Origin of the sequence: Polymorphospora sp. NPDC050346 (assembly GCF_040655695.1) — a bacterium.
Classification (GTDB): Bacteria; Actinomycetota; Actinomycetes; order Mycobacteriales; family Micromonosporaceae; genus Polymorphospora; species Polymorphospora lycopeni.
Map to the genome: position 1 here is coordinate 19,218 of NZ_JBFAKM010000024.1, position 24,572 is coordinate 43,789.

Consider the following 24,572-nt stretch of genomic DNA (forward strand, 5'->3'; position numbering starts at 1 on the left):
GCGGCAGGCCGCTCGCAGCGGTTGGCGACCCCGACCCCAGGGGGTTCGCCCGCGGCGGTTCGCCCGGGGATGGCGCGCGACGGTGGCTGGCGCGGTGGGTTGGGGTATCGACGGAGGTCACGTATGTCCGGTCACTCAAAGTGGGCGACGACCAAGCACAAGAAGGCGGTCATCGACGCCAAGCGCGGCAAGATGTTCGCCAAGCTCATCAAGAACGTCGAGGTCGCGGCGCGGACCGGCGGCGGCGACCCGGCCGGTAACCCCACCCTGTTCGACGCCATCCAGAAGGCCAAGAAGAACTCGGTACCCAACGACAACATCGAGCGCGCCGTCAAGCGCGGCTCCGGCCTGGAGGCCGGCGGCGCCGACTGGCAGACCATCATGTACGAGGGCTACGGCCCGAACGGCGTCGCCCTGCTGATCGAGTGCCTGACCGACAACCGCAACCGGGCCGCCACCGAGGTCCGCACCGCGCTCACCCGCAACGGCGGCTCGTTCGCCGACGCCGGCTCGGTGTCCTACCTGTTCAACCGCAAGGGCGTGGTGATCGTGCCCAGCGAGGGGCGGTCCGAGGACGACGTGCTGATGGCCGTCCTCGACGCCGGTGCCGAGGAGGTCAACAACCTCGGCGAGGCATACGAGGTGATCTCCGAGCCCGGTGACCTGGTCGCGGTCCGGACCGCGTTGCAGGACGCCGGTATCGAGTACGAGTCGGCCGAGTCGTCGCTGGTGCCGAGCGTCAACGTGCCCCTCGACGAGGACGGTGCCCGCAAGGTCTTCAAGCTGATCGACGCCCTCGAGGACTGCGACGACGTGCAGAACGTCTACGCCAACTTCGACGTCTCCGACGAGGTCATGGCCGCGGTCGGCTGACGGGGCCGGACGATGGACCTGGCGGCGGCCCGCGAACTGTGGCAGCCCGAGCCGGGCTGGCTCAACACGGCCAGCTACGGACTGCCGCCGCGGCCGGCCTGGGACGCGATGCAGGCGGCGCTCGCCGACTGGCGGGTCGGCCGTACGTCGTGGGAAGGCTGGGACGAGTCGGTCGGCCGGTCCCGGGCCGCCTTCGCCGGACTCGTCGGGGTGCCCGCCGCGGACGTGACCGTCGGGGCCGCCGGTTCGCAGGTGCTGGCCCCGCTCGCGGCGGCGCTGCCGGACGGCGCCCGGGTGCTGGTGCCGGTCGAGGAGTTCACCTCCAACCTGTTCCCCTACCTGGCGCAGGCCGGGCGGGGAGTGCGGGTCCGCACCGTACCGGCCGCCGAACTCGCCGGTTCCGTCGACGCGTCGACCGACGTGGTCGCGTTCAGCCTGGTGCAGTCCGCGACCGGGGCCGTCGCCGCGTACGACGAGATCGTGGCCGCGGCCCGGGCACACGGTGCGCTGGTCGTCGTCGACGCGACCCAGGCCTGTGGCTGGCTGCCGTTCTCGGGTGCCGCCGCCGATGCCGTGGTGGTCAGCGCCTACAAGTGGCTGATGGCGCCACGGGGCGTCGCGTTCGGCTACTTCGCGCCCGGGTTGCGCGAGCGGATGACCCCGTCGGCCGCCGGCTGGTACGCCGGGGCGGCGGTCCACGAGTCCTATTACGGCCCGCCGCTGCGGCTGGCGTCCGACGCCCGCCGGTTCGACATCTCACCGGCCTGGCTGAACTGGGTCGGCGCCGCGCCCGCGCTGGAGTTGCTGGCGGAGATCGGGGTGGCGGCGGTGCACGCGTACGACGTGGACCTGGCCAACCGGTTCCTGGTCGGCCTCGGCCGTCCGCCGGGGGACAGCGCGATCGTGACCGTCGACGTGCCGGGCGCGCAGGAGCGGCTGGCGGCGGCCGGGGTGCGTGCGGCGGTCCGTGGCGGCCGGGTCCGCGCCTCGTTCCACCTCTACTCCACCGTGGACGACGTCGACCTCGCCCTGTCCGCACTGACCTGACGGCCTCCGCGCCCGGGTGCCGGCCACCCGCCACCCGCCGTCCGCCGTCCGCCGTCGGGCCGAATTGTCGGAGTTGCCGGTGGGGCTCGTCGTTGATCTGAGCGGCAGAGCCCTTATCCGCCAGCCGTAGGGTCCCTCCCGCTCAGATCAATCTCGTGTGCCGGCGCCGCTGGCGCCGTCCGGCGCGGCGTGTGGTGCCGGCGCGGGTGAGCGCGGTCACAATCGAAACGGTACCGTTCCGTATCGCTAACCCCAGACCTACGCTGATCGCGTTACGAGACTGTTCCGTATCGTTTTTGGGGGACGCATGCGACCGGACGAGAACAGCGGACATCCCAGGCGGTGGGCGATCCTCGGCGTGCTCGTGGTCAGCCTGCTGGTCGTCGTACTCGACAACACGATCCTCAACGTCGCCCTGCGCACCCTCGCCGACCCGGTCCGCGGCCTCGGCGCCACCCAGGGCGAACTCGAATGGTCGATCAACTCGTACACCCTGGTCTTCGCCGGGCTGCTGTTCACCTTCGGTGTCCTCGGCGACCGCTACGGCCGCAAGCGGTTCCTCCTCCTCGGGCTGGCCGTGTTCGGCCTGGGCTCGCTGCTGTCGGCGTACGCCCAGGACCCCGGCCAGTTGATCGCCGCCCGGGCGCTGATGGGCGTCGGCGGCGCCGCCATCATGCCGGTCACCCTCTCGATCATCTCGAACGTCTTCGACCCCCGCGAACGGCCGCGCGCGATCGGCCTGTGGGCCGGCGCGGTCGGCATCGCCGTCGCCATCGGCCCGATCCTCGGCGGGCTGCTGCTGGAGCACTTCTGGTGGGGCTCGGTGTTCCTGATCAACGTGCCGGTCACCGCCGCCGGCCTGATCGCGGTGGCGCTGCTGGTGCCCGAGTCGCGCGATCCCCGGCCGGGGCGGATCGACGTACCCGGGGTGCTCCTGTCGGTCGCCGGCCTGGTCGCGCTGACGTACGGCATCATCGACGGCGGCGAGCACGGCTTCGGCCGGCCGACCGTGTGGATCTCCCTCGTCGGCGGCGTGCTGCTGCTGACCGCGTTCGTCCTGCACGAGCGGCGTACGCCGTTCCCGGCACTGGACGTACGCCTGTTCCGGGTGGCGCGCTTCGCCGCGCCGACGGCCGTGGTGGGGCTGGTCTGGTTCGCCAGCATGGGCGTGATGTTCTTCAGCGCCTTCTACCTCCAGCTCGTACGCGGCTACAGCCCGCTGACGACCGGGCTGCTCTTCCTGCCGTTCGCCGTCGCCCAACTGATCTTCGCCCCGCGCAGTGCCGCGATGGTCGCCCGGTACGGTGCCCGCGCCGTCTGCGCCACCGGGCTCGGCCTGGTCGCGCTCGCCATGGCCGGGTTCGTCCTCCTCGACGAGCGGACCCCGATCTGGCTGTTCAGCGTGCTCTTCCTCCTCCAGGGCGCCGGCATGGCCAACATCATGCCGCCGGCCACCGAATCGATCATGTCGGCGCTGCCCCGGGAGAAGGCCGGGGTCGGCTCGGCGGTCAGCAACACCGTGCGGCAGGTGGCCGGCGCCCTCGGCGTCGCCGTCGTCGGCTCCGTCCTGGCCGGGATCTACCGGGCCGAGATCGCCCCGGCCGCCGCCGACCTGCCGGCCGGCGTACGGGAAGCGGTCAGCGGGTCGATCTCCGGCGCGTACGGCGTCGCCGACCGACTCGGCGCGGCCGGCGGTGCGGTGACCGCCGCGGCCGATGCCGCCTTCGTCTCGGCGATGCACGTGGCGGCCGTCGTCTCGGCCGTGGCCGCCGTGCTCGGTGTCGTCGCCGCACTGCGCTGGATCCCGGGCCGCCGGGCCGAGCCGGCGCCGGCCGGTGACCAGGAACTCGTCGACGTGTCCTAGGCTCGGCACTCGATGCCCGCTCCGATGCCCGACGACCGCGCCGCCGCCCGGCCCGCCGACCGTTCCGGAACCGCCCGGCACCCCGACCGGCCCGGGACCGACCGGTCCGGGATCACCCGGCCACCCGAGGCGCCGGGGGCGCGGGCGGGCGCACGACCGCCGGGCCGGCCGCGCAGCAGCCGCGCCGACGAGGCCATCGTCGAGGCGGTCCTCGACCTGCTCGCCGAGGGCGGCAGCGTCGAGACGCTCTCGGTCGAGGCGGTCGCCGCCCGGGCCGGCGTCGGCAAGGCCACCATCTACCGCCGCTGGCCGGGCAAGGACGCGCTGCTGGTCGACGCGCTGCGCACGCTCAAGGGTGCCCCGGCCGAGCCGGTCGGCGACTCGGTCCGCGACGACGTGGTGTCGCTGCTGGAGGTCGTCGGCCAGCACACCGACGAGCGGGCGGCGCGGATCATGACCTGCCTGGCGCCGCAGTTCCACCGCACCCCGGAGCAGGACCGGCTCTACCAGGAGATCATGGAGCCGCGCCGCGAGGTGCTGCGCCGGGTGCTGCGCCGCGGCGTCGCCACCGGCGAACTGCGCCCCGATCTCGACGTCGAGCTGGCCGTGGCGATGCTGACCGGCCCGGTCCTGCTGCACCGGGTCGTCCGGCCGCTGCCGAACCTCGACGACACCGACCTCGCCGTACGGGTCGTCGACACCCTGCTGGCCGGCATCGCCGGTCCGGCCGCCGGCCGGACCGGGCCACCCGGCGACGCCTGACGATCCGTCGGCCAAACCGCGGCTCGCCCCGGGCCGCCGCCCGGTCAGGTCGTCGGGGTACGCAGCCGGTGCAGGCGCAGCGCCAACTGCACCTCCAGCGCCCGCTCGGGCCGCTGCCAGTCCGGCCCGAGAAGCTGCCCCACCCGGTCCAACCGCTGCGTCACCGTGTTGACGTGCACGTGTAACTGCTCGGCCGCGCGGGCCAGGCTGCCACCCACCCCGAAGTACGCCTCCAGCGTCTTGACCAGCGCCGTACCCCGCCGGGCGTCGTAGTCGACGACCGGGCCGACGGTGTCGGTCAGGAACCGGGTCACGTCCCGGTCGGCGTCGTCGCCGACGGCGCCGAGCAGGAGCCCGACGAAGCCCAGCTCACTGGTGCTCGCCCCCTGCCCGGCCCGGCCGAGCGCGGCCAGGGCGGTCAGGCACCGGTCGGCCTCGCGGAACGCCACCGCCAGCGACGCCGGCCCGGTCGACGGGCCGCTCGCCCCGGCCGTCACCGGCCGCCCGGTGATCCGGGACAGGTCGCGGGCCACCGCCCGGGCGCAGCCGCCGGCGTCGCTGCCGGGCAGCATCAGCACCACCCGCCCGTTGCGGGCCGCGGCCAGCCCGCCGCGGGTCGACGCGTACGTCGTCGCCCACGACACCACCCGCTGCCGGGCCGACCCGGTGCCGGCGATCGCGTCGTCGCCGACGGCGACCAGCACGTGCGGGTCGTCGAGGTCCACACCGAGGCGGCGGGCCCGGCCACGCAGTGCCTCGGCGTCGTGCACCGGCCGGGCGATCAGGTCGTCGAGCAGTTCGCCGCGGACCCGGCTCTCCGCCTCGGCGACGGTGCGCCGGAAGAGCAGCAGCAGCGCGGTCACCAGCGCCGCCCGCTCCAGGATCCGCTGGTCGGCGTCGACGAGTTCGCTGTCGGGACGCAGCACCAGGGCGCCGAGGTTCTCGGTGCCGGCGACGACGGCCGCGTACCACAGCGGGCCCCGCCGGACGCTGCGTCCCTCGGTGCGCGACGCGGCGACCGCCTCCACGATCGACGGCCGGTCCGGCTCGTCGATCCGGCCGACCCGGGCGATCTGCCGGCCGTCGGCGTCCAGGGCGAGCAGCGCCCCGCCGAGTACGTCGGTGACGGCCGCGGCCACGTCCTCGACCCCGCCGCCGCGCAGCACCAGCGACGTCATCCGGTCGTGCGCGGCGGCGGCCCGCTCCACCGACGCGCTGTGCGCCCGGATGGTGGAGTTGGCCGTCGACAGCTCCTCCAGCGCGGCCCGGGTCTCGGCGAGCAGCCGGGCGGTGTCGATCGCGACGGCGGCGTGCGCGGCCAGCGACACCAGCAGCGCCACCTCCTCGCGGGCGAACGGTCGCGCGGTGCGGTTGGCGGCGTAGAGCACCCCGATCACCCCGGAGCCGAGCCGCAGCGGTACGCCGAGGATGGCGACCAGACCCTCCTCGCCGACCCCGGCGTCGATCTCACCGGTGTGCCGGAACCGGGCGTCCTGCCCGTAGTCGGCGGTCACGTACGGGGTGCCGGACTGCGCCACCAGGCCGCCGAGGCCGGCGCCCATCGGCAGCCGCAGCCGCTGGAAGCGCGCCGACACCGAACCGTCGGTGACCCGCATGTAGGTGTCGCCGCGGTCGGGGTCGTTGAGCGTCATGTACGCCACGTCGGCGCCGAGCAGGTGCCGGGCCCGGCGCACGATGGCGTGCAACACCGCGTCGACGTCGCGCAGCCCGGCCAGGTCGGAGGCGGTGTCGTAGAGGCCGGACAGCTCCACCTCGCGCCGGCGGCGGCGCTCCAGCAGGCCGCGTACCCGCAGCGCGACGAGCTTGGCGGCCTCCAGGTCGGCGAGTCGGTCGGCGGGCAGCCCGGCCTCGCGGGCGGCCACGACCGGTCCCTCGAACTCGACCGCCGCGGCCTCGCGGGCCAGCAGTTCCAGGAACTCGATCGGCGAGGTCATGATCCCCATTGTGGTGGACCGGCCGACTCAGTTCGCCGTCCAGCCCCCGTCGAGCGCCAGGGAACTGCCGGTGATGAACGAGGCGGCCGGGGTGCACAGGTAGGCCATCAGCTCGGCGACCTCCTCCGGCTCGACCAGCCGCTTGATCGCCGCCCGGGCCAGCATGATCCGCTCGACGACCTCGGTCTCCGGGATGCCGTGGCTGCGGGCCTGGGCGGCGATCTGGCCCTCCACCAGCGGGGTACGGACGTACCCGGGGTTGATGCAGTTGGCGGTCACCCCGTGCGCGGCGGCCTCCAGCGCGACGACCTTGGACAGCCCCTCCAGCGCGTGCTTCGCCGTCACGTACGCCGACTTGTACGCCGAGGCCCGCAGCCCGTGCACCGAAGAGATGTTGATCACGCGGCCCCAGCCGGTGGCGTACATGTGCGGCAGGGCCCGACGGACCAGCAGGAACGGCGCCTCGACCATCACCTTCTGGATGTAGGCGAACCGTTCGGCCGGAAACTCCTCGATTGGGGCGACGTGCTGCAACCCGGCGTTGTTGACCACGATGTCGATGGCGGGGTCGAGCCGGTCGACGGCACCGGGTTCGGCGAGGTCGATTCCCTCGGCGCGGCCGCCGGTCAGCGCCGCGACCTCCTTGGCCGCCTCGACGTTGCGGTCCACCACGACCACCGCCGCCCCGGCGGCGGCCAGCCGTACGACGCACGCCCGGCCGATGCCGCTGCCGCCCCCGGTCACCAGGGCGGTACGCCCCGACAGGTCGAGCTGCACGGTGTGGGGGACCGCCACGGGTTCTGCCGTCATGGCGCATGAAGTTACGAGCATCACGCCCGGCGGCACATGGTCGGCGGGCACATACTCGGCGCCGAACCTATGTGGCCGCCTGCCCGCGAAGTCCTTCGGCGGGACCGAAGAAGACCAGCACCGTCAGGTCCTCGGTCACGTCGACGAACCGGTGCTCCTCGCCGGCCGGCACGAACACCACCGACCCCGGACCCACCGGTGCCGCCCCGTCCGGCGTGACCAGCCGGGCGCGCCCTGCGGTCACCACGTACACCTCGTCCTCGGTGTGCGGGTTCTGCCCGTCCGTCCCGCCCGCCGGGATCCGGTACGTACCCAGCGACATGTCCGGAACCCGCAGGTGCTCCTCGTACCGGCTGGACGTCCCGTCCGCCGGCGGCACCCACCGGCCGGCCCCCTCGATCACGTGCATGACGGCGTCGCCTCCCCGGTCCTGTTCATGATCGGTACGGTAGGGCGGCGCCCGGCCGGGCACGACGGCCAACCGGCGACCGGTGGCCTGTGGCGGGTGTGTCGTCGCACGGTGGTGTCGTACGCACGCAGTAGGGTGTCGAACACACGTACTGCCGGAGGTGGGCCCCGAGCCGGGCCCGGCGGGGGCCACCGGCGGGGACAAACGGGCGTGCGGGTGAGTACGGGCGTATAGGTCAGTGCGGGGCTCGACGGCAGAGCGGGGAGGAAAACGGGTGCGGGTGCTCGGCGTCGACCCGGGGCTGACCCGGTGCGGAGTCGGCGTGGTCGAGGGGGTGCCCGGCCGGCCGTGCACCCTGGTCGGCTACTACGTGGTCCACACCGATCCCGGCGACGACCTGTCGCTGCGCCTGTTGCACCTCGACCGGGCGCTGACCGACCTGGTCGCCGAGCACCGGCCGGAGAGCGTCGCCGTCGAGCGGGTCTTCAGCCAGCACAACACCCGCACCGTGATGGGCACCGCCCAGGCCAGCGCCGTCGCCGTCCTGGCCGGGGCACGGGCCGGCCTGCCCGTGCAGACCTACACGCCGAGCGAGGTCAAGGCCGCCGTCACCGGCTCCGGCCAGGCTGACAAGGCCCAGGTCACCACCATGGTCACCCGGCTGCTGCGGCTGGACGCGCCGCCCCGACCGGCCGACGCCGCCGACGCGCTGGCGCTGGCCATCTGTCACGTCTGGCGCGGCGGGACGCGGTCCCGGCTCGCCGCCGCCGCGGCCCAGGCCGCCCGCAGGGGAGGAACCCGATGATCGCGAGTGTCCAGGGCGTCGTCGCCGCCGTGTCGCCCGACGGGGCGGTGGTCGAGGTGGGCGGGGTCGGGCTCGCCGTGCAGTGCGCCCCCGGCACCCTGGCCAACCTGCGGGTCGGGCAGCCGGCCCGGCTGGCCACCACCCTGGTCGTACGCGAGGACTCGCTGACGCTGTACGGCTTCGCCGACGACGACGAGAAGCAGCTCTTCGAACTGCTCCAGACCGCCAGCGGTGTGGGCCCCCGGCTGGCCCAGGCGGTGCTGGCCGTGCACAGCCCGGACACCGTGCGGCGGGCCATCGGCGGCGGCGACACCGCCACCCTGACCAAGGTGCCGGGAATCGGCAAGAAGGGCGCCGAACGGCTGGTCCTGGAGTTGCGCGACCGGGTCGGCCCGGTCCCGGTCGGCCCGGACGGTGCGGCCGGGGTCACCGCCGGGGCCTGGCACGACCAGGTCCGCCAGGCGCTGGTCGGCCTCGGCTGGACCGCCTCCCAGGCCGACCAGGCGGTCACGGCGGTCGCCGAGACCGTCGACGGCCCGACCCCGCCGGTGCCGGTCCTGCTCAAGCAGGCCATCCGCCTGCTGGGCCGGACCAGGTGACCCGATGAGCGACGCCGAGGGGCTGGTGTCGGCCTGGGCGACCGACGCCGAGCATGACGCCGAGGTCAGCGTCCGCCCGAAGCGGCTGGCCGACTTCATCGCCCAGCACCGGGTCCGCGACCAGCTCGAACTGCTGCTCAAGAGCGCCATGCGCCGGGGCTCGCCGCCCGACCACATCCTGCTGTCCGGGCCGCCCGGGCTGGGCAAGACGACGCTGGCCAACATCGTCGCGGCCGAGCTGGGTTCCGGCATCCGGATCACCAGCGGCCCGGCGATCGAGCGCTCCGGTGACCTGGCGGCGATCCTGACCAGCCTCACCGAGGGCGACGTCCTGTTCATCGACGAGATCCACCGGATCGCCAAGCCGGCCGAGGAACTGCTCTACAGCGCCATGGAGGACTTCCGGGTCGACGTGGTGGTCGGCAAGGGGCCGGGCGCGACCGCGATCCCGCTGGACGTGGAGCCGTTCACGCTGGTCGGCGCCACCACCCGGTCCGGCCTGCTGACCGGCCCGATGCGCGACCGGTTCGGGTTCGTCGCCCACCTCGACTTCTATTCGCCGGCCGACCTGGAGGCGCTGTTGCAGCGGTCGGCCCGGATCCTCGGGGTGCCGATCACCGACGACGCCGCGGCCGAGGTGGCCGGCCGGTCCCGGGGCACGCCGCGGATCGCCAACCGGCTGCTGCGCCGGGTCCGCGACTTCGCCGAGGTACGCGCCGACGGCGTGGTCACCCTGGAGACCGCCCGCGCCGCCCTCCAGGTCTACGACGTCGACGACCTGGGCCTGGACCGGCTCGACCGGGGCGTGCTGACCGCGCTCGTCGACCTCTTCCGGGGTGGTCCGGTCGGCCTGTCGACGCTGGCCGTCGCGGTGGGGGAGCAGCCCGACACGGTCGAAGAGGTGTGCGAACCGTTCCTCGTCCGCGCCGGCCTGCTGGCGCGTACGCCGCGCGGCCGGGTGGCCACCGAGGCGGCCTGGAAGCATCTCGGGCGTACGCCGCCGTCGGGTTCCTTCGGGGCGCCGCCCCAGTCCGGGCCCGACCTTTTCAGCTCCGGCCAGCAGGCGTGATGTGTTCGTGATCTGCACCAAGTTCGGTGTTTACAGGCACAGCGACTAGACTCGCCGCGGTCCGCACAGGATGTGAAGTCATTCCTCCGCTCCGGCGCCCCCACGCTGGTGGTCGAGGCCAATGGGAAGGTCGTAGCGTGCATTTGGCAGCAGAGTCCGGCGGTGGCGCCGGCAGTTTCATGCCGATCCTGATGATCGCCCTGCTTTTCGGCGTCATGTATTTCATGATGATCCGTCCGCAGCAGAAGCGGCGCAAAGAGGCTGAGCAGATGCAGTCCGCGCTCGGCCCCGGCGATCAGGTCGTGACCATCGGCGGCCTGCACGGCACGGTGGCGGCCGTCGACGACGACACCGTCACCCTCGAGCCGTCGCCCGGCGTGCAGCTCCGCTTCGCCCGTCCGGCGATCGCCCGCGTGGTGAACAGCGTCGACCGGCCGGAGGAGATCGAGGAGACGCCGGAGCCCGAGGCCGAGAACACGGCCAGCACCGGACCGGATCTCCGCAAGGAGTGACCCGCGACCCCGCCGACGGGGTCGCGAGAACATCGAAGATACTAGATAATCGCGCCGGTCGGCCTGCTGGCCGGCGCGCAAGATACCCGTCGCCGGCCAGGGTGTGCCGGCGCGCCACCACCCGCCGCCCACCACACTCAGCGGCCGACCGCGCAGGGAGACACGACAGCCGTGGCACCACCTCAGGGACAGATGCGGCCCGGGCGGCAACTCGCCGTGCTCGGCCTCATCTTCGCCATTCTCTATCTCCTGGTGTTCTTCGCTGGCGCGAGCGGAGGTCTGAAGGAGCGGCTGGAGCCCCGGCTGGGGCTCGACCTCATCGGCGGCACCCGCGTGACGCTCGAGGCGATCACCCCAGACGGCCAGGACCCGCCGGCGGAGAACCTCGAAGAGGCCCGCAACATCATCGAGAGCCGGGTCAACAGCCTCGGTGTCTCCGAGGCCGAGGTGGTCACTGAGGGTAACCGCAACATCGTCGTCTCCCTGCCCGGCCAGAACCGCGATCTGTCCGAGGTCGGGGCAGCGGCCGAGCTGCGGTTCCGCAAGGTCCTCAAGGTCACCGACGGCGGTGGCGGCGTCCCGGCGCCCGCGCCGAGCGGCACCCCGGAACCGAGCGGCTCGGCCGACCCGGCCCCGTCCGGCTCCGCCGACCCGTCGGCATCGGCGTCGCCGTCCGCGTCGGCCAGCGCCGCCGGCCAGGGCGGCATGGCCCCCGCGCCGACCGCGTCGGCCACCCCGTCGGCGGAGGCCACTCCCGAGCCCACGCCCGCGGTCTCCGCACCGTCGGTCGAGGATGCCGAGACCAACGAGGAACTGCTCGCCGCGGTGCGGGCCAAGCTCGGCGCGAATTCCTGGGCCGCCGCGGAGCAGCTCCAGGCGCCGGCCCAGCTCGGCCAGGACGAGGTCCTCGACGCCGCTCTCGCGCCGTTCGCCCAGCTGACCGGCCGCGAGGTCGGGGTGCTGCCGCCGGCCTTCCAGTTCAACGTGCCGACCATCGGCTGCCTGCAGCTCGAGGAGCGGCTGCCCGGTTCGATCCGGGACGAGGGCCAGATGGCGGTGGCCTGTGAGGGCCAGGTCAAGTACCTGCTCGACGTGGCCAAGGTGCTCGGCACCGACGTCAACGACGCCAACGCCGTCCTCGACCAGACCACCAGCCAGTGGGTGGTCAGCCTGAACTTCACCGGTTCGGGCCAGAGCAAGTGGACCAACCTGACCCGCGAGGCGTTCAACAACGAGGGCCAGGCCTGCGAGCAGGCGGCCCTCGGCCAGGACGGCAAGTGCCGGGTCGCGGTCGTGCTCGACAACGACGTGATCTCCTCGCCGGAGATCCAGGGCGTGCTCACCGGTGACTCGCAGATCACCGGCCAGTTCACCAGTCGCGACGCCAACGAACTCGCCAGCAACCTGCGCTTCGGTGCGCTGCCGATCACCTTCGAGCCGCAGGAGGCCCAGGCCGTCTCCGCGACGCTGGGCAGCGAATACCTGCGCGCCGGTCTGCTCGCCATGGGCATCGGCATGGCCCTGGTGGCGATCTACGCATTCTTCTACTACCGGCTGCTCGGCACCGTGATCTTCCTGAGCCTCATCCTGTCCGCGCTGCTGGTCTTCGGCGCGCTGATCGTGCTTGGCCGACAGATCGGCTTCACCCTGACCCTCGCCGGCATCGCCGGGTTCATCGTCTCACTGGGTGTCGCCGCCGACTCGTTCGTCATCTACTTCGAACGATTGAAGGACGAGATCCGGGAGGGCCGCAGCCCGCGCAGCGCGGTGCCGCGCGCCTGGGTCCGGGCCCGCCGGACCATCATCTCGGCGAACGTGATCACGATCCTCGCGGCGGTGGTGCTCTACATCGTCTCGGTCGGTGTGGTGAAGGGCTTCGCCTTCGCGCTGGGCCTGGCCACCATCCTCGACCTGGTCGTGGTCTTCCTTTTCCGGCACCCGATCATGACGATGTTCGCCCGGACCAAGGCGTTCCTGTCGCCGCGGGTCAGCGGTCTCGGCCGGATCCTGGAGCAGGACGACGAGGCGGAGCAGCCGGTCAAGCCCGGCGCCCCGCGCACCAAGGAGGCCTGACGTGTACGGGCCCAGCGAGCGAACCATCCAGGTCAGTGCCGCCGTGCCGAAGGCCGGTGCAGAACGAAACGAGGTAGCGGCATGAGCGGCCGCAATGGTCTGGCAAGCCGCCTCTACCGGGGCGAGGCCGGCCTCAACATCGTCAACCGCCGCAAGGTGTGGTTCTCGGTCGCCGGCGCACTCGTCCTCGTGGCGATTCTGAGCTTCGCGGTTCGTGGCTTCAGCCTCGGCATCGACTTCCGGGGCGGCAACGAGTTCCAGGTCCCGGCCAGCATCGGCACCATGGAGCGGGCCGAGACCGCGGTCGAGGATGCCCTGGGCAGCCTCGAAGGGCTCGCCGAGGCGCCCGAGGTCGTCTCGGTCCAGCAGGTCGGCAACGCGACGAGCGGCTCCTACCTGATCCGCACCGGCGAGCTGTCGCCGGCGAACTCCCAGGAGGTCCAGGACATCCTGGCCGAGGAGTTCAGCCTGCCGGTCAGCGAGATCAGCTCCAGCCGGGTCAGCGGTGCCTGGGGCGCCCAGGTGAGCGAGCGGGCCCTGCTCGGTCTGCTGGTCTTCATCGCGGTCGTCACCGTCTACCTGATCCTGCGGTTCGAGTGGCGGATGGCGGTCGCCGCCGTCAGTTCGCTGCTGCTCGACCTGATCCTGACCGCGGGTGTCTACTCGCTGGTCGGCTTCGAGGTCACCCCGTCGACGATCATCGGTTTCCTGACCATCGTCGGTTTCGCGCTGTACGACGTCGTCGTGGTGTTCGACAAGGTCCACGAGAACACGCGCGGCATCACCGGTGGCAGCACCAGGACGTACGCCGAGTCGACCAACCTGGCGGTCAACCAGACCCTGATGCGGTCGATCAACACCAGCGTGGTGGCCCTGCTGCCCGTTGGCGGTCTGCTCTTCATCGGGGCCGGCCTGCTCGGCGCCGGCACGCTGAAGGACCTCGGCCTCGTGCTCTTCGTGGGTATGGCGGTCGCCGTCTACTCGTCGCTCTTCTTCGCCCCGCCGGTCCTGGTGACCTTCAAGGACTACGAGCCGAAGATCCGGGCGCACACCGAGCGGGTTCTCTCCCGTCGGGCCGCCGTCGCCCGCGGCGACGTGGGCCCGAAGGGCGCCGGCCGCGCGGCCAAGAGCGCGAAGACCCCGGCGGCGGTCGCGCCGGCCGAGGAGACCGAGGTGGCCGCCCTGGCCGGGGCGGCGCCGAAGGCGGGCGCCCGGCCGGCGGGCAAGCGGTCCTCCGGTGGGGGTGGCCGCAGCAGCGGCCGTCCCGGTGGCGGCAACCGCCCCGGTGGCAAGCGCCGCTGACCCACGCACCAGAACTGAAACCGGCGTCCGGCATGCTGTCTCGTACGGCGTGCCGGGCGCCGTCTTCGATGCCAGAGGGAGCGCTGTGACCGAGCGGAGCGAGGGAACCATTGGGCTCAGTGGTGTTCACGGTGGTGCCGAGCGGAGCGAGGTGACACCGTGACCGAGCGGAGTGAGGGAACCGTTGGGCTCGGTGGTGTTCACGGTGGTGCTGAGCGGAGCGAGGTGACCTGTGACCGAGCGGAGTGAGGGAACTGTCAGGCTTGGTGGCGCGGCCGCTGACGCGGTGGCGCGGGCCGGCACCGAACTGCGGGGCGACAGCGGCCCGGAGATGGCGCGCCTGGTGGCGAGCCGGGTCCTGGACGTACCCGACTTTCCCAAGCCGGACGTCCTCTTCAAGGACCTGATGCCGCTTTTCGCCGACGGTGCCGCCTTCCGCGAGGTCGTCGACGGCATCATCGCCTATCACGACCGGGACTCCTTCGACGTCGTGGTCGGCATCGAGGCCCGCGGCTTCGTGGTGGCGGCGGCGATCGCGTACGCGGCGGGGACCGGTGTCGTACCGGTGCGCAAGGCGGGCAAGCTGCCCCGGGCCGCGTACGCCGAGTCGTACGCCCTGGAGTACGGGGAGGCGACGCTGGAGGTGCACCAGGACGCGTTCGCCGCCGGGCAGCGGGTTCTGGTCGTCGACGACGTGCTGGCGACCGGCGGTACGGCGCGGGCGACCCTCGATCTGGTGGAGCGGGCCGGTGGCACGATCGCCGGGTTCACCGTGCTGTTGGAGTTGTCGTTCCTCGGCGGCCGGGAGCGGTTGTCTCCCCGGGCGGTACATGCCCTGCTGACGGTCTGATCCCACCGGGTGCCCGTACGGCGGAAGTGTCCCCGGGTGCCCGACCCGCTGGCCGAGCGAACGGCGTCGGGTCTCCCGGACGGGTAGGATGGGCCTTCTGACCAGGTGGGGAGTGATCTGTCTGGCCAGGAGCAGGTGGGCGGTCAGTCAGGACCGGGCGGGAAGTTGGCCAGGACCGGGCGGGAACCGTTCCACCCGGCTAGCGGAGGAAGGCACCGGCCGGTTACGGTCGGCTGATTCGGGCTGGTCGGCCGGATACCCGGCTGGCTCATTTTCCGGCGAGGTGTGAGGAGGCCGGTGTCCCACGACGTCGCCCCTTCGGTGGAGGACACGGTGCACCCGACTGGCGAGGACAACGCCGCCGCAAACGGATCGGGCGAGGTGGGCCAGGTGGCCGCCCCGGCCGACGAATTCGAACTGTCATCTGAGCGGGCGCCGCGTGGCGCGGCGTCCGACCGGACCACGGGCCGGGCCGACGGCGAGGCCCTGACGAACGGCCACGGGCCGGCGGCCGACGCGTCGGCGGGCCGTGGCCCGGCCGCCGGTGCGCTGTCCGGCACCGCCGTGCCCGCCGGCACGCGTTCCGGTGCCGTTCCGTCCCCGGCCTCGACGGCGAACCCCACCGGCCGGGCGGCCAACGGCACCGGCCAGGTGGCCAACGGCACCGGGCCGGCGGGCAACACCCCGGCCGCCAACGGCACGGGCCGCAACGGCGACCCGGCCGGCGGGGTCGTGGTGGCCTTCCCGACCCCGGGCACGTCGCCCGGTCCGGCGACCGACGACCCGGAGTCGCAGTCGTCGAGCTTCGGCCTGGTCGGCGCGCCCACCGGCCGGCGGGTTCGGGCCCGGCTGGCCCGGTTCAACGCGCCGTGGCAGACGCCCCAGGTGAGCGAGGTGCTGGAGCCGCTCATCGCCACCCACCGGGCGTCGCATCCCAAGGCCGACGCCCGGCTGCTCCAGCGCGCCTTCGACATGGCCGCCCGCTGGCACTCCGGGCAGTACCGCAAGTCCGGTGACCCGTACATCACGCACCCGCTCGCGGTGGCGACGATCCTGGCCAACCTGGGCATGGACACGACCACGCTGGTCGCGGCGCTGCTGCACGACACGATCGAGGACACCGACTACGGCCTCGACCAGATGCGGGCCGACTTCGGCGGCGAGGTGGCGCTGCTGGTCGACGGGGTGACCAAGCTCGACAAGGTCAAGCTCGGCGACGCGGCGAAGGCCGAGACCATCCGCAAGATGGTGGTCGCGATGGCCAAGGACCCGCGGGTGCTGGTCATCAAGCTCGCCGACCGGCTGCACAACATGCGCACGCTGACCTTCCTGCCCCGGCCGAAGCAGGAGCAGAAGGCGAAGGAGACGCTGGAGATCCTCGCCCCGCTGGCCCACCGGCTGGGTATGAACACGATCAAGTGGGAGCTCGAGGACCTGGCGTTCGGCACGCTGTTCCCGAAGCGGTTCGAGGAGATCAACCGGCTGATCGGCGAGCACCAGCCGCAGCGGGAGGCGCTGCTGCGCCAGGTGACGCAGAAGGTGCAGGTCGACCTGAAGGCCGCCAAGATCAAGGCGGAGACGACCGGGCGGCCCAAGCACCTCTACTCGATCTACCAGAAGATGATCGTCCGGGGTCGGGACTTCAACGACATCTACGACCTGGTCGGCGTCCGCATCCTGGTCGACACGGTCCGCGACTGCTACGCGGCCCTCGGTGTGATCCACGCGAACTGGCAGCCCGTGCCGGGCCGGTTCAAGGACTACATCGCGATGCCGAAGTTCAACATGTACCAGTCGCTGCACACCACCGTGATCGGCCCGACCGGCAAGCCGGTCGAGATGCAGATCCGGACGTACGCGATGCACCGCACCGCCGAGTTCGGCATCGCCGCGCACTGGAAATACAAGGAGAAGAAGGGCGCGACGATCGTCGGCCCGCCGGCGCACATCGACGAGATGACCTGGCTGCGGCAGCTGCTGGACTGGCAGCGGGAGGCGAGCGACCCGAGCGAGTTCCTCGACGCGCTGCGGTTCGACCTGTCCAGCCAGGAAGTCTACGTCTTCACGCCGAAGGGCGACGTGATCCCGCTGCCGACCGCGTCGACGCCGGTCGACTTCGCGTACGCGGTGCACACCGAGGTCGGGCACAAGTGCATCGGGGCGCGGGTCAACGGCAAGCTGGTGCCGCTGGAGTCGACGCTGTCCAACGGCGACGTGATCGAGATCTTCACCTCGAAGTCCGACACCGCCGGCCCGACCCAGGACTGGCTCGGGTTCGTCAAGAGCCCGCGGGCGCGTACGAAGATCCGGCAGTTCTTCAACAAGGAGCGCCGCGAGGAGGCGATCGAGGCCGGCAAGGACGCGATCGTCAAGGCGATGCGCAAGCAGGGCATGCCGTTGCAGCGGATGCTCAGCTCCGACAACCTGATGACGATCGCCCGCGACCTGCACCTGCCCGACGTGGCGTCGCTGTACGCGGCGGTCGGCGACAGCCAGGTGTCGGCGCAGTCGGTCGTCCAGCGGCTGATGGCCGGCTACGGCGGCGAGGAGGGCGCGGCCGAGGACCTGGCCGAGACCGCGATCGCCACCCGCCCGCCGCGCAGCCGGGTGACCGGCCATGACCCGGGTGTGGTCGTACGCGGGGTCAGCGACGTCTGGATCAAGCTGGCCCGGTGCTGCACGCCCGTACCGCCGGATGCGGTCTTCGGGTTCGTGACCCGGTCCGGCGGGGTCAGCGTGCACCGCGACGACTGCGCCAACGCCGAGGACCTGAAGGTCCAGGAGGAGCGGATCGTCGAGGTGAGCTGGAAGCTGACCTCGGCGTCGACGTTCCTGGTCGCGATCCAGGTCGAGGCGCTCGACCGGCACAAGCTGCTCGCCGACGTCACCCGCGTGCTGTCCGAGGAGCGGGTCAACATCCTGTCCGCGACGGTCACCACGACCCGCGACCGGGTGGCGGTCAGCCGGTTCAGCTTCGAGATGGCCGATCCGAAGCACCTGGGACACCTGCTGGCGGCCGTACGCAAGGTCGACGGGGTCTTCGACGCCTACCGGGTCACGTCGGGCGCCTGAGGCCGTCTGGCGGCCGGCGCCGACCTGACCGGAACGACCCGGCGGGCGCCGACCCGGCGGAAACGAGAAGATCGGAAACGGGAAAGAGCGGAAACGAAAGATCGGCGCGATCCCCGCGGGGATCGCGCCGATCTTTCGTCGGTGGTACGGGTCGTCAGCCGGCGGTGAGCGTCAGTGACTTGATCAGGACCTCGGTCTTGGGGTGGCCGCCACCGGCCGACTCGGCGAACGCGTTGTCGTGCCCGTCGGCGCCGACCTTCTTCACGATGTCCATGCCCGCCGTGACGGTGCCCAGGACGGTGTAGTCCGGGGACAGTTCGCTGTCGCCGTAGACGATGAAGAACTGGCTGCCGGTGCTGCTCGGCTCGCTGGTCTTCGCCATCGCGATGACGCCCTCCGGGTAGGCGGGGCGCTTGTCGACCGGCAGGTTCTCCTCGGCGAACCGGTAGGTCGGACCGCCGGTGCCGTCGGTCTCCCGGTAGCCCTCACCGGTCGCGCTCGGGTCACCGCACTGGAGCACCTGGAGCCCCTCGGTCACCAGCCGGTGGCACTTGGAGTTGTCGTAGAACCCGGTGGTCGCCAGGTGCTTGAAGCTGGCCGCCGTGCACGGCACCTTGGTCAGGTCGAGCTTGGCGCTGATCGGCCCGAGGTTGGTGTCGAACGTCAGCGTCTCGGCGCCCTTGGCCGGCACCTCGGTCGGCGGCAGGCCGACGTCCTTGGTCTGCGGGCTGCGCATCTCCGCCGGCACCTCGATCCAGTCGCAGGCGGCGGTGTCGGCCGACGGCGGGGCCGTGGTGGTCTCCGGCTCGTCGCCGCCGAGGTTGGTGACCAGCAGCACCGTTCCGGTGATCACCACCAGAAGGGCCACGCCGGCACCGACCGAGGCCTGGATCTGGCGACGCTTGCGGGCGGCGGCGGCACGCTGGGCCATCTCCTTCTCGAGCCGGGCGCGCGCGGCGGCCCGTTGCCGCTCCTTGGTCGACGTCACGGTCGCTCCTCCTGGAACTTGTTTCTGCGCGCGGGGCGTGCGCGGGGCTGGTCAGGACTGGCCGGTGGCGCTCGGCGAGGCCGTGGGCGGCGCGTCGGTCAAATCGGGCGCCGGCGGGGCGGTCGTCACCTCGCCGACGGTCAGGCTCTGGATCAGGACGTCGGTCGCCGGCTTGACCTTCGCGCCCATGCCGTTGTCCACCGTCTCCATTTTGCCGATCGTGTCGACGACATCCTGGCCGGCGGTGACGCGGCCCACGATGGGATACATGGGTTCGGCCGTGGTGTAGTCCCGGAAGAAGATCAGGAACTGGCTGCCGTTGGCGCCCGGCGGGGTGCCCATCATCGCCACCGTGCCGGCGGGGTACAGCGGGGGAGCGTCCGGGGCCGGGCTCGCCGACACCGCCGGGGGCACGTTCTCGTTGAAGAACGTGTACGACGGGCCGCCCGCCCCGGTGCCGCTGTGGTCACCGCAGAGCAGCGCGCCCTCCTCGGTGATCTCGTGGCAGGTGGTGTTGTCGAAGAAGCCCTGGCCGGACAGGTGGGCGAAGCTCGCACCGGCGCACGGCGCGTTGGTCAGGTCGAGGTCGACCGTGATCGGCGCGCCCTGGTTGGTGGTGACCGTCATCGGCCGGGTGCCGCTGGTCGGCACGTCGGTCGTCGACGGGGTCCCGACCTCCTTGAGGCTGGGGTTGTTCGCCGCGTTCTGCGGGGTCCAGGTGCAGACCTCCGGCGGGCCGGCCTGTTCCTCCTCGGGATCGCGGTCGAAGCCGCCGAGCGCCCAGAACGAACCGACAACGATCAGCAGCAGCGCGGCCGCCGCACCGACACCGGCCTGGATCCGGCGGCGCCGACGCAGGCCGGCGGCCCTGCGGGCCATCTGCCGATCGAGCTTGGCACGCGCCAACTTGCGCTGCCGGTCCTTGCTGGAAGCCACCCGCGCTCCCCTTCCTCTTACCTCGATCCGGTGGCGACGGCGTCGCCTCGACCCGGTGGCGGCGTCGTCGCCGCATCGTCGGGCGTCAAGTGCGCCACGCCACACGCCCGCCAGAGTGTACGGGTAGTCACTAAGAATTTGGTGTGCGAGGTAGCCGAATGTTATCGGGCCTCACCTTCGACGCCCGCCACGACCGCCGCCGGGGCGGGTTCGGCGCGGAACCCGGTGGCGGCTGCGGCTAGGCTCGACCCGTCGACAACCGTTGTAGGAGGAGGGGCCGCACGTGCTCGTCGCCGGCTTTCCCGCGGACGCCTTCGGCACCAACTGCTACGTGGTGGCCACCGCGCCGGGGGAGCAGTGCGTGGTCGTCGACCCCGGGATCGGGGTGGTCGACCAGCTCGACGCGCTGCTCGCCGAGCACCGGCTGCACCCGGCCGCCGTGCTGCTGACCCACGGCCACCTCGACCACACCTTCTCGGTGACACCGGTCTGCGGTGCCCGCGGCATCACCGCCTACGTGCACCCGGCAGACCGTGAGCTGCTCGCCGACCCGGGCAAGGCGCTGTCGATCGACCCGGCCCAGCTCTTCGGCGGCCGGCTGCCCTACACCGAGCCCGAGGACGTCGCCGAGCTGACCGACGGCGCCACCCTGACCCTGGCCGGCCTGGAGATCACGGTCGACCACGCGCCGGGCCATACCGGCGGGTCGGTGATGTTCCGGTTGCCCGGCGCCGGCTCGTCCTTCGAGGCCGAACAGCTCTGCCTCACCGGTGACGTGCTCTTCGCCGGCTCGATCGGTCGCACCGACCTGCCGGGCGGCAGTCTCCCCACGATGATGCGGAGCCTGCGCGACAAGGTGCTCCCGCTCGCCGACGACACCGTCGTACTGCCCGGCCACGGCCCCGCCACCACGATGGGGCGCGAGCGCGCGACCAACCCGTACCTGCGTCAGGTCATGACGGGCGGCCAGGCCGCCGGACCGGCGCGGGGTCTCTAAGAACTTTCCGGCGCCGCGCCCGGCGCGGCGCCGTCCGAGGAGAATCATGAGCAAGCCCAGGCCGATCTCCGGCTTTCCCGAATGGCTGCCGCCGCAGCGGATGATCGAGCAGTACGTCGTGGACCGCATCCGCGACACCTTCGAGTTGTACGGCTTCGCGCCGCTGGAGACCCGGGCGGTCGAACCGCTGGACCAGTTGCTGCGCAAGGGCGAGACGTCCAAGGAGGTCTACGTCCTGCGCCGGCTGCAGGAGGATCCGGCCGGCGCGACCGACGACGACGCGCTCGGCCTGCACTTCGACCTGACCGTGCCGTTCGCCCGGTTCGTGCTTGAGAACGCCGGCAAGCTGCAGTTCCCGTTCCGGCGCTACCAGATCCAGAAGGTGTGGCGCGGCGAACGGCCGCAGGAGGGCCGCTACCGCGAGTTCCTCCAGGCCGACATCGACATCGTCGACCGGGACACCCTGCCGGCCCACTACGAGGCCGAGATCCCGCTGGTGATCGGCGACGCGCTCGGCGGCCTGCCGATCCCGCCGGTCCGGATCCAGGTCAACAACCGCAAGGTCTGCGAGGGCTTCTACCGCGGGATCGGGCTGACCGACCCGGAGGCGGCGCTGCGGGCCGTCGACAAGCTCGACAAGATCGGTCCGGCGAAGGTGGCGGCGCTGCTGGCCGAGACCGCCGGGGCGAGCGAGGCGCAGGCCAAGGCGTGCCTGTCGCTGGCCGAGATCTGCGCGCCGGACGCGTCGTTCGCCGACGCCGTACGCGCGCTCGGGGTGACCCACCCGCTGCTGGACGAGGGCCTGGCCGAGCTGGTCGCGGTGGTGGAGACCGCCGCCGCGCACGCGCCCGGCCTGTGCGTGGCCGACCTGCGGATCGCCCGTGGCCTCGACTACTACACCGGCACCGTCTACGAGACCCAGATGGTCGGATACGAGAAGTTCGGGTCGATCTGCTCCGGCGGCCGGTACGACAACCTCGCCAGTGCCGGCGACACCCGCTTCCCCGGGGTCGGGATCTCGATCGGGGTGTCCCGGCTGCTCGGGCTGCTCTTCGGCGCCGGCGAGCTGACCGTGTCGCGCGACGTGCCGACCTGCGTGCTGGTGGCGCTGCCCGACGAGGAGCGGCGGCGCGACTGCGACCGGATCGCGGCCGGGCTGCGGCGGCGCGGCATCCCGACCGAGGTGGCGCCGACGGCGGCCAGGTTCGGCAAGCAGATCCGGTTCGCGGAGCGGCGCGGCATCCCGTACGTGTGGTTCCCGGGTGCGGACGGTGCCGGCGACACGGTCAAGGACATCCGGTCGGGGGAGCAGGTCGACGCGACCGCCGACGACTGGTCGCCACCCCCGGCCGACCTGCGGCCGCTCATCAGTTGAGCCGCCGGTTGCCGTGATGGCCGAACTCGACCTACGGTACCGTAAGTTACGCCACCGTAGGTAGGGAGAATCGATCGTGCCGTCCACCCGTACGCCGCTCAGCCAGGAAGCCCTGCTCATCGAACTGGAGCCGGTCGTCGCCACGAACCTCGACCGGCACCTCGGGCTGGCCAAGGAGTGGTTCCCGCACGAGTACGTGCCGTGGAGCGACGGGCGCACCTTCGACGGCGTGCTGGGCGGCGAGGCGTGGTCGCCCGCGGACTCCACCATCCCGGAGGCGGCCCGCACCGCGCTGATCGTCAACCTGCTGACCGAGGACAACCTGCCGTCGTACCACCGGCAGATCGCCACGCTGTTCGGCCAGGACGGGGCGTGGGGGACCTGGGTGCACCGGTGGACGGCGGAGGAGGGGCGGCACGGTACGGCGATCCGCGACTACCTGACGGTGACCCGGGCGGTCGACCCGGTGGCGCTGGAGCGGGCCCGGATGGTGCACATGTCGGCCGGCTACTCCAACCAGCACGACGACGAGGTGCTGCACTCGCTGGCGTACGTCTCGTTCCAGGAGCTGGCGACCCGGATCTCGCACCGGAACACCGGCCGGGCCACCGGCGACCCGCTCTGCGAGCAGCTGCTGGCCCGGGTCGCGGCCGACGAGAACCTGCACATGGTCTTCTACCGCAACCTGCTGGCCGCGGCGTTCGAGTTCGCGCCCAGCCAGGCGATGCGGGCGGTCGCCGACGTGGTCGGCGACTTCCAGATGCCGGGCAACGGCATCGACGGCTTCGCCCGCAAGTCGGTGCAGATCGCCCTGGCCGGCATCTACGACCTGCGGCAGCACCGCGACGACGTGGTCAACCCGGTGCTGCGGCAGTGGGACATCTGGAACGTGACCGGCCTGGACGCCGACGGCGAGCTGGCCCGCGAGCAGTTGGCCGAGCACGTGTCCGAGTTGGACTTGGCGGCGACCCGGTTCGAGGAGAAGCGCGCCGCCCGGGAGGCCCGCATCGCCGCAAGATCCGCCTGACCAGTCGCCAAGATCCGCGTGATCAGGGACTGAATCGCGCGTGTCGCCGGCGCGTCGGGGTGCGAACTCCCTGATCACGCGGATCTTGCGCCGGGCCGCGCCAGCGCGGGGCGCCGGCGCCAGCGCGGCGGCGCCGGGGCGGCGGCGGGCGCGGCCCGGGCGGCGCGGGGGCGGGTCAGGCGGGTGGGAGTTCGAAGACCAGGCAGCTCGAGGTGGCCTGGGCGACCAGGCGGCCGGCGGCGTCGGTGAGCCGGGCCTCGGCCAGCGCCACCCGCCGGCCGCGCTGCACCACGACGCCCTCGCAGGTGAGCAGGCCGGAGGCGACCGTCGCCGGCCGGACGAACTTCACGTTGAGGTCGAGCGAGGTGTAGCCGTACCCGGCGGGCAGGGTGGTGTGGACGGCGCAGCCGGCGGCGGTGTCGAGCAGGGTGGAGATGATGCCGCCGTGCACCGAGCCGAGCGGGTTGTAGTGGAACTCCTGCGGGGTGAGGGTCACCCGGGCCCGCCCCTCGTCGGCCGTCATGCCGTCGGCGCCGATGGTGTGCATGATCGGCGGAGCGGGCACCTCGCCCCGGATCATCGCCTGGATGGTCTCCAGGCCGGCGCGCCGGCCCAGCGTCGCGGCGGTCGCCGCCGGGTCGGTCCACGAGAAGGTACGGGTGCGGGCCGGCGCCGGACCGGTCTGGGTCTGCGTCATGGACGCAGCCTCGCAGCAGGTTGCTGAGTCTGTCAATGAGACCTAGCCTGGCGGGGTGAGACCCGCCGCACTCGACTGGGAAATCGACAACTGCACCATCGGCCGCGCCATGGCGATCCTCGGCGAGCGGTGGACCGTCGTCGTGCTCCGCGAGGTCTTCAACGGCGTACGCCGCTTCGACGACATGCGCGAACGCACCGGCATCCCACGCCAGGTGCTCACCAACCGGCTCGCCGGCCTGGTCGGGCAGGGCGTGCTGCGCCGCGAACCCTACCGGGAGCCGGGCGCCCGGCTGCGCCACGAATACCGCCTCACCGACAAGGGACTCGACCTGTGGCCGGTGCTGGTCGCCGTACTCGAATGGGGTGACCGCTACCTCGCCGACCCCGAGGGGCCGCCGCTGGAGACCGCGCACCGCGACTGCGGCGCGCCGGTGCGCGCCGTCCTGCGCTGCGCCGCCGGCCACGAGGTCGCCGACCCGCGCGAGGTGCTGCCCCGGCCCGGCCCCGGCGCCCGCCGCCGCGCCTGACCGAAACCGCGCGGGTCCGGG

The 24,572-nt window shown here is 72.4% G+C and carries 22 protein-coding genes; 16 read left to right on the forward strand and 6 right to left on the reverse strand.

From position 1 onward, the window contains the following. The first annotated feature begins 123 nt into the window (after window positions 1-123). The 4 genes from AB0I42_RS23320 (at window position 124) to AB0I42_RS23335 (ending at window position 4,546) form a co-directional block, all read left to right on the forward strand. Entirely contained in the window at window positions 124-873 is a 750-nt protein-coding gene (locus AB0I42_RS23320; protein ID WP_357539946.1) for a YebC/PmpR family DNA-binding transcriptional regulator, read from the forward strand. Window positions 874-885: 12 nt separating this feature from the next. After that, complete coding sequence (locus AB0I42_RS23325; protein ID WP_357539948.1) at window positions 886-1,920, forward strand: aminotransferase class V-fold PLP-dependent enzyme; 1,035 nt, start codon at window positions 886-888, stop codon at window positions 1,918-1,920. Between the two features lie 307 nt (window positions 1,921-2,227). Beyond that, window positions 2,228-3,784 carry an MFS transporter gene (locus tag AB0I42_RS23330; RefSeq protein ID WP_357539950.1) on the forward strand — a complete coding sequence of 519 codons (1,557 nt, stop codon included), beginning with the start codon at window positions 2,228-2,230 and terminating at the stop codon, window positions 3,782-3,784. Window positions 3,785-3,796: 12 nt separating this feature from the next. Continuing rightward, complete coding sequence (locus AB0I42_RS23335; RefSeq protein ID WP_357539952.1) at window positions 3,797-4,546, forward strand: TetR/AcrR family transcriptional regulator; 750 nt, start codon at window positions 3,797-3,799, stop codon at window positions 4,544-4,546. Window positions 4,547-4,590: 44 nt separating this feature from the next. Here the strand turns inward: AB0I42_RS23335 and AB0I42_RS23340 are convergent, their stop codons facing one another. From AB0I42_RS23340 to AB0I42_RS23350, 3 genes are all read right to left on the reverse strand, one after another. Beyond that, on the reverse strand, window positions 4,591-6,510 hold the full coding sequence (locus AB0I42_RS23340; protein WP_357539954.1) for a helix-turn-helix domain-containing protein: 1,920 nt from the start codon (window positions 6,508-6,510) through the stop codon (window positions 4,591-4,593). A gap of 18 nt (window positions 6,511-6,528) precedes the next feature. Continuing rightward, window positions 6,529-7,311, reverse strand: coding sequence for a 3-hydroxybutyrate dehydrogenase (locus tag AB0I42_RS23345; protein ID WP_357539956.1), 783 nt, complete (start codon window positions 7,309-7,311; stop codon window positions 6,529-6,531). Window positions 7,312-7,378: 67 nt separating this feature from the next. Further along, complete coding sequence (locus tag AB0I42_RS23350) at window positions 7,379-7,720, reverse strand: cupin domain-containing protein (RefSeq protein ID WP_357539958.1); 342 nt, start codon at window positions 7,718-7,720, stop codon at window positions 7,379-7,381. Between the two features lie 274 nt (window positions 7,721-7,994). Between AB0I42_RS23350 and ruvC the strand changes: the two genes are divergently transcribed. The 8 genes from ruvC (at window position 7,995) to AB0I42_RS23390 (ending at window position 18,002) form a co-directional block, all read left to right on the forward strand. Then, complete coding sequence (ruvC, locus tag AB0I42_RS23355) at window positions 7,995-8,525, forward strand: crossover junction endodeoxyribonuclease RuvC (protein WP_357539960.1); 531 nt, start codon at window positions 7,995-7,997, stop codon at window positions 8,523-8,525. After that, entirely contained in the window at window positions 8,522-9,124 is a 603-nt protein-coding gene (ruvA, locus tag AB0I42_RS23360) for a Holliday junction branch migration protein RuvA (RefSeq protein WP_357539962.1), read from the forward strand. Before ruvC ends, ruvA begins: the two co-directional genes overlap by 4 nt. 4 nt (window positions 9,125-9,128) lie before the next feature. Further along, window positions 9,129-10,193 carry a Holliday junction branch migration DNA helicase RuvB gene (gene ruvB / locus AB0I42_RS23365; protein WP_357539964.1) on the forward strand — a complete coding sequence of 355 codons (1,065 nt, stop codon included), beginning with the start codon at window positions 9,129-9,131 and terminating at the stop codon, window positions 10,191-10,193. Between the two features lie 179 nt (window positions 10,194-10,372). Continuing rightward, entirely contained in the window at window positions 10,373-10,705 is a 333-nt protein-coding gene (yajC, locus tag AB0I42_RS23370; protein ID WP_357540136.1) for a preprotein translocase subunit YajC, read from the forward strand. Between the two features lie 171 nt (window positions 10,706-10,876). After that, window positions 10,877-12,778, forward strand: coding sequence for a protein translocase subunit SecD (gene secD, locus AB0I42_RS23375; RefSeq protein ID WP_357539966.1), 1,902 nt, complete (start codon window positions 10,877-10,879; stop codon window positions 12,776-12,778). A gap of 81 nt (window positions 12,779-12,859) precedes the next feature. Continuing rightward, window positions 12,860-14,080, forward strand: coding sequence for a protein translocase subunit SecF (secF, locus tag AB0I42_RS23380; RefSeq protein WP_357539968.1), 1,221 nt, complete (start codon window positions 12,860-12,862; stop codon window positions 14,078-14,080). A 331-nt stretch (window positions 14,081-14,411) separates the two neighbouring features. After that, window positions 14,412-14,930 (forward strand): adenine phosphoribosyltransferase, encoded by a 519-nt coding sequence (locus AB0I42_RS23385; RefSeq protein WP_357540138.1) that lies wholly within the window; start codon window positions 14,412-14,414, stop codon window positions 14,928-14,930. 651 nt (window positions 14,931-15,581) lie between these two features. Beyond that, window positions 15,582-18,002 carry a bifunctional (p)ppGpp synthetase/guanosine-3',5'-bis(diphosphate) 3'-pyrophosphohydrolase gene (locus tag AB0I42_RS23390; RefSeq protein WP_357540140.1) on the forward strand — a complete coding sequence of 807 codons (2,421 nt, stop codon included), beginning with the start codon at window positions 15,582-15,584 and terminating at the stop codon, window positions 18,000-18,002. 154 nt (window positions 18,003-18,156) lie between these two features. Here the strand turns inward: AB0I42_RS23390 and AB0I42_RS23395 are convergent, their stop codons facing one another. After that, on the reverse strand, window positions 18,157-18,990 hold the full coding sequence (locus AB0I42_RS23395) for a peptidylprolyl isomerase (RefSeq protein WP_357539971.1): 834 nt from the start codon (window positions 18,988-18,990) through the stop codon (window positions 18,157-18,159). 51 nt (window positions 18,991-19,041) lie between these two features. After that, window positions 19,042-19,926 (reverse strand): peptidylprolyl isomerase, encoded by an 885-nt coding sequence (locus AB0I42_RS23400; protein WP_357539973.1) that lies wholly within the window; start codon window positions 19,924-19,926, stop codon window positions 19,042-19,044. Window positions 19,927-20,209: 283 nt separating this feature from the next. Here AB0I42_RS23400 and AB0I42_RS23405 point away from each other — a divergent pair, with 283 nt between their 5' ends. The 3 genes from AB0I42_RS23405 (at window position 20,210) to AB0I42_RS23415 (ending at window position 23,325) form a co-directional block, all read left to right on the forward strand. Further along, window positions 20,210-20,923 carry an MBL fold metallo-hydrolase gene (locus tag AB0I42_RS23405; RefSeq protein WP_357539975.1) on the forward strand — a complete coding sequence of 238 codons (714 nt, stop codon included), beginning with the start codon at window positions 20,210-20,212 and terminating at the stop codon, window positions 20,921-20,923. 46 nt (window positions 20,924-20,969) lie between these two features. After that, window positions 20,970-22,298 (forward strand): histidine--tRNA ligase, encoded by a 1,329-nt coding sequence (gene hisS / locus AB0I42_RS23410; protein ID WP_357539977.1) that lies wholly within the window; start codon window positions 20,970-20,972, stop codon window positions 22,296-22,298. A gap of 76 nt (window positions 22,299-22,374) precedes the next feature. After that, on the forward strand, window positions 22,375-23,325 hold the full coding sequence (locus AB0I42_RS23415; protein ID WP_357539979.1) for an acyl-ACP desaturase: 951 nt from the start codon (window positions 22,375-22,377) through the stop codon (window positions 23,323-23,325). A gap of 175 nt (window positions 23,326-23,500) precedes the next feature. On the opposite strand, the gene AB0I42_RS23420 is transcribed toward AB0I42_RS23415, so the two are convergent. Beyond that, complete coding sequence (locus AB0I42_RS23420; protein WP_357539981.1) at window positions 23,501-24,022, reverse strand: PaaI family thioesterase; 522 nt, start codon at window positions 24,020-24,022, stop codon at window positions 23,501-23,503. 55 nt (window positions 24,023-24,077) lie between these two features. On the opposite strand from AB0I42_RS23420, the gene AB0I42_RS23425 reads away from it, so the two are divergent. Continuing rightward, entirely contained in the window at window positions 24,078-24,551 is a 474-nt protein-coding gene (locus tag AB0I42_RS23425; RefSeq protein WP_357539983.1) for a helix-turn-helix domain-containing protein, read from the forward strand. The last annotated feature ends 21 nt before the right edge of the window (window positions 24,552-24,572 follow it).

What these genes read in the sequence shown, in the direction of transcription:
- AB0I42_RS23345 (WP_357539956.1), bottom strand. Translation starts at nt 7,311, where the DNA reads ATGACGGCAGAACCCGTGGCGGTCCCCCACACCGTGCAGCTCGACCTG.
- AB0I42_RS23335 (WP_357539952.1), top strand. Translation starts at nt 3,797, where the DNA reads ATGCCCGCTCCGATGCCCGACGACCGCGCCGCCGCCCGGCCCGCCGAC.
- AB0I42_RS23325 (WP_357539948.1), top strand. Translation starts at nt 886, where the DNA reads ATGGACCTGGCGGCGGCCCGCGAACTGTGGCAGCCCGAGCCGGGCTGG.
- AB0I42_RS23420 (WP_357539981.1), bottom strand. Translation starts at nt 24,022, where the DNA reads ATGACGCAGACCCAGACCGGTCCGGCGCCGGCCCGCACCCGTACCTTC.
- yajC (WP_357540136.1), top strand. Translation starts at nt 10,373, where the DNA reads ATGCCGATCCTGATGATCGCCCTGCTTTTCGGCGTCATGTATTTCATG.
- AB0I42_RS23350 (WP_357539958.1), bottom strand. Translation starts at nt 7,720, where the DNA reads ATGCACGTGATCGAGGGGGCCGGCCGGTGGGTGCCGCCGGCGGACGGG.
- secF (WP_357539968.1), top strand. Translation starts at nt 12,860, where the DNA reads ATGAGCGGCCGCAATGGTCTGGCAAGCCGCCTCTACCGGGGCGAGGCC.
- hisS (WP_357539977.1), top strand. Translation starts at nt 20,970, where the DNA reads ATGAGCAAGCCCAGGCCGATCTCCGGCTTTCCCGAATGGCTGCCGCCG.
- AB0I42_RS23320 (WP_357539946.1), top strand. Translation starts at nt 124, where the DNA reads ATGTCCGGTCACTCAAAGTGGGCGACGACCAAGCACAAGAAGGCGGTC.
- AB0I42_RS23385 (WP_357540138.1), top strand. Translation starts at nt 14,412, where the DNA reads ATGGCGCGCCTGGTGGCGAGCCGGGTCCTGGACGTACCCGACTTTCCC.
- ruvA (WP_357539962.1), top strand. Translation starts at nt 8,522, where the DNA reads ATGATCGCGAGTGTCCAGGGCGTCGTCGCCGCCGTGTCGCCCGACGGG.
- AB0I42_RS23340 (WP_357539954.1), bottom strand. Translation starts at nt 6,510, where the DNA reads ATGGGGATCATGACCTCGCCGATCGAGTTCCTGGAACTGCTGGCCCGC.
- ruvB (WP_357539964.1), top strand. Translation starts at nt 9,129, where the DNA reads ATGAGCGACGCCGAGGGGCTGGTGTCGGCCTGGGCGACCGACGCCGAG.
- AB0I42_RS23330 (WP_357539950.1), top strand. Translation starts at nt 2,228, where the DNA reads ATGCGACCGGACGAGAACAGCGGACATCCCAGGCGGTGGGCGATCCTC.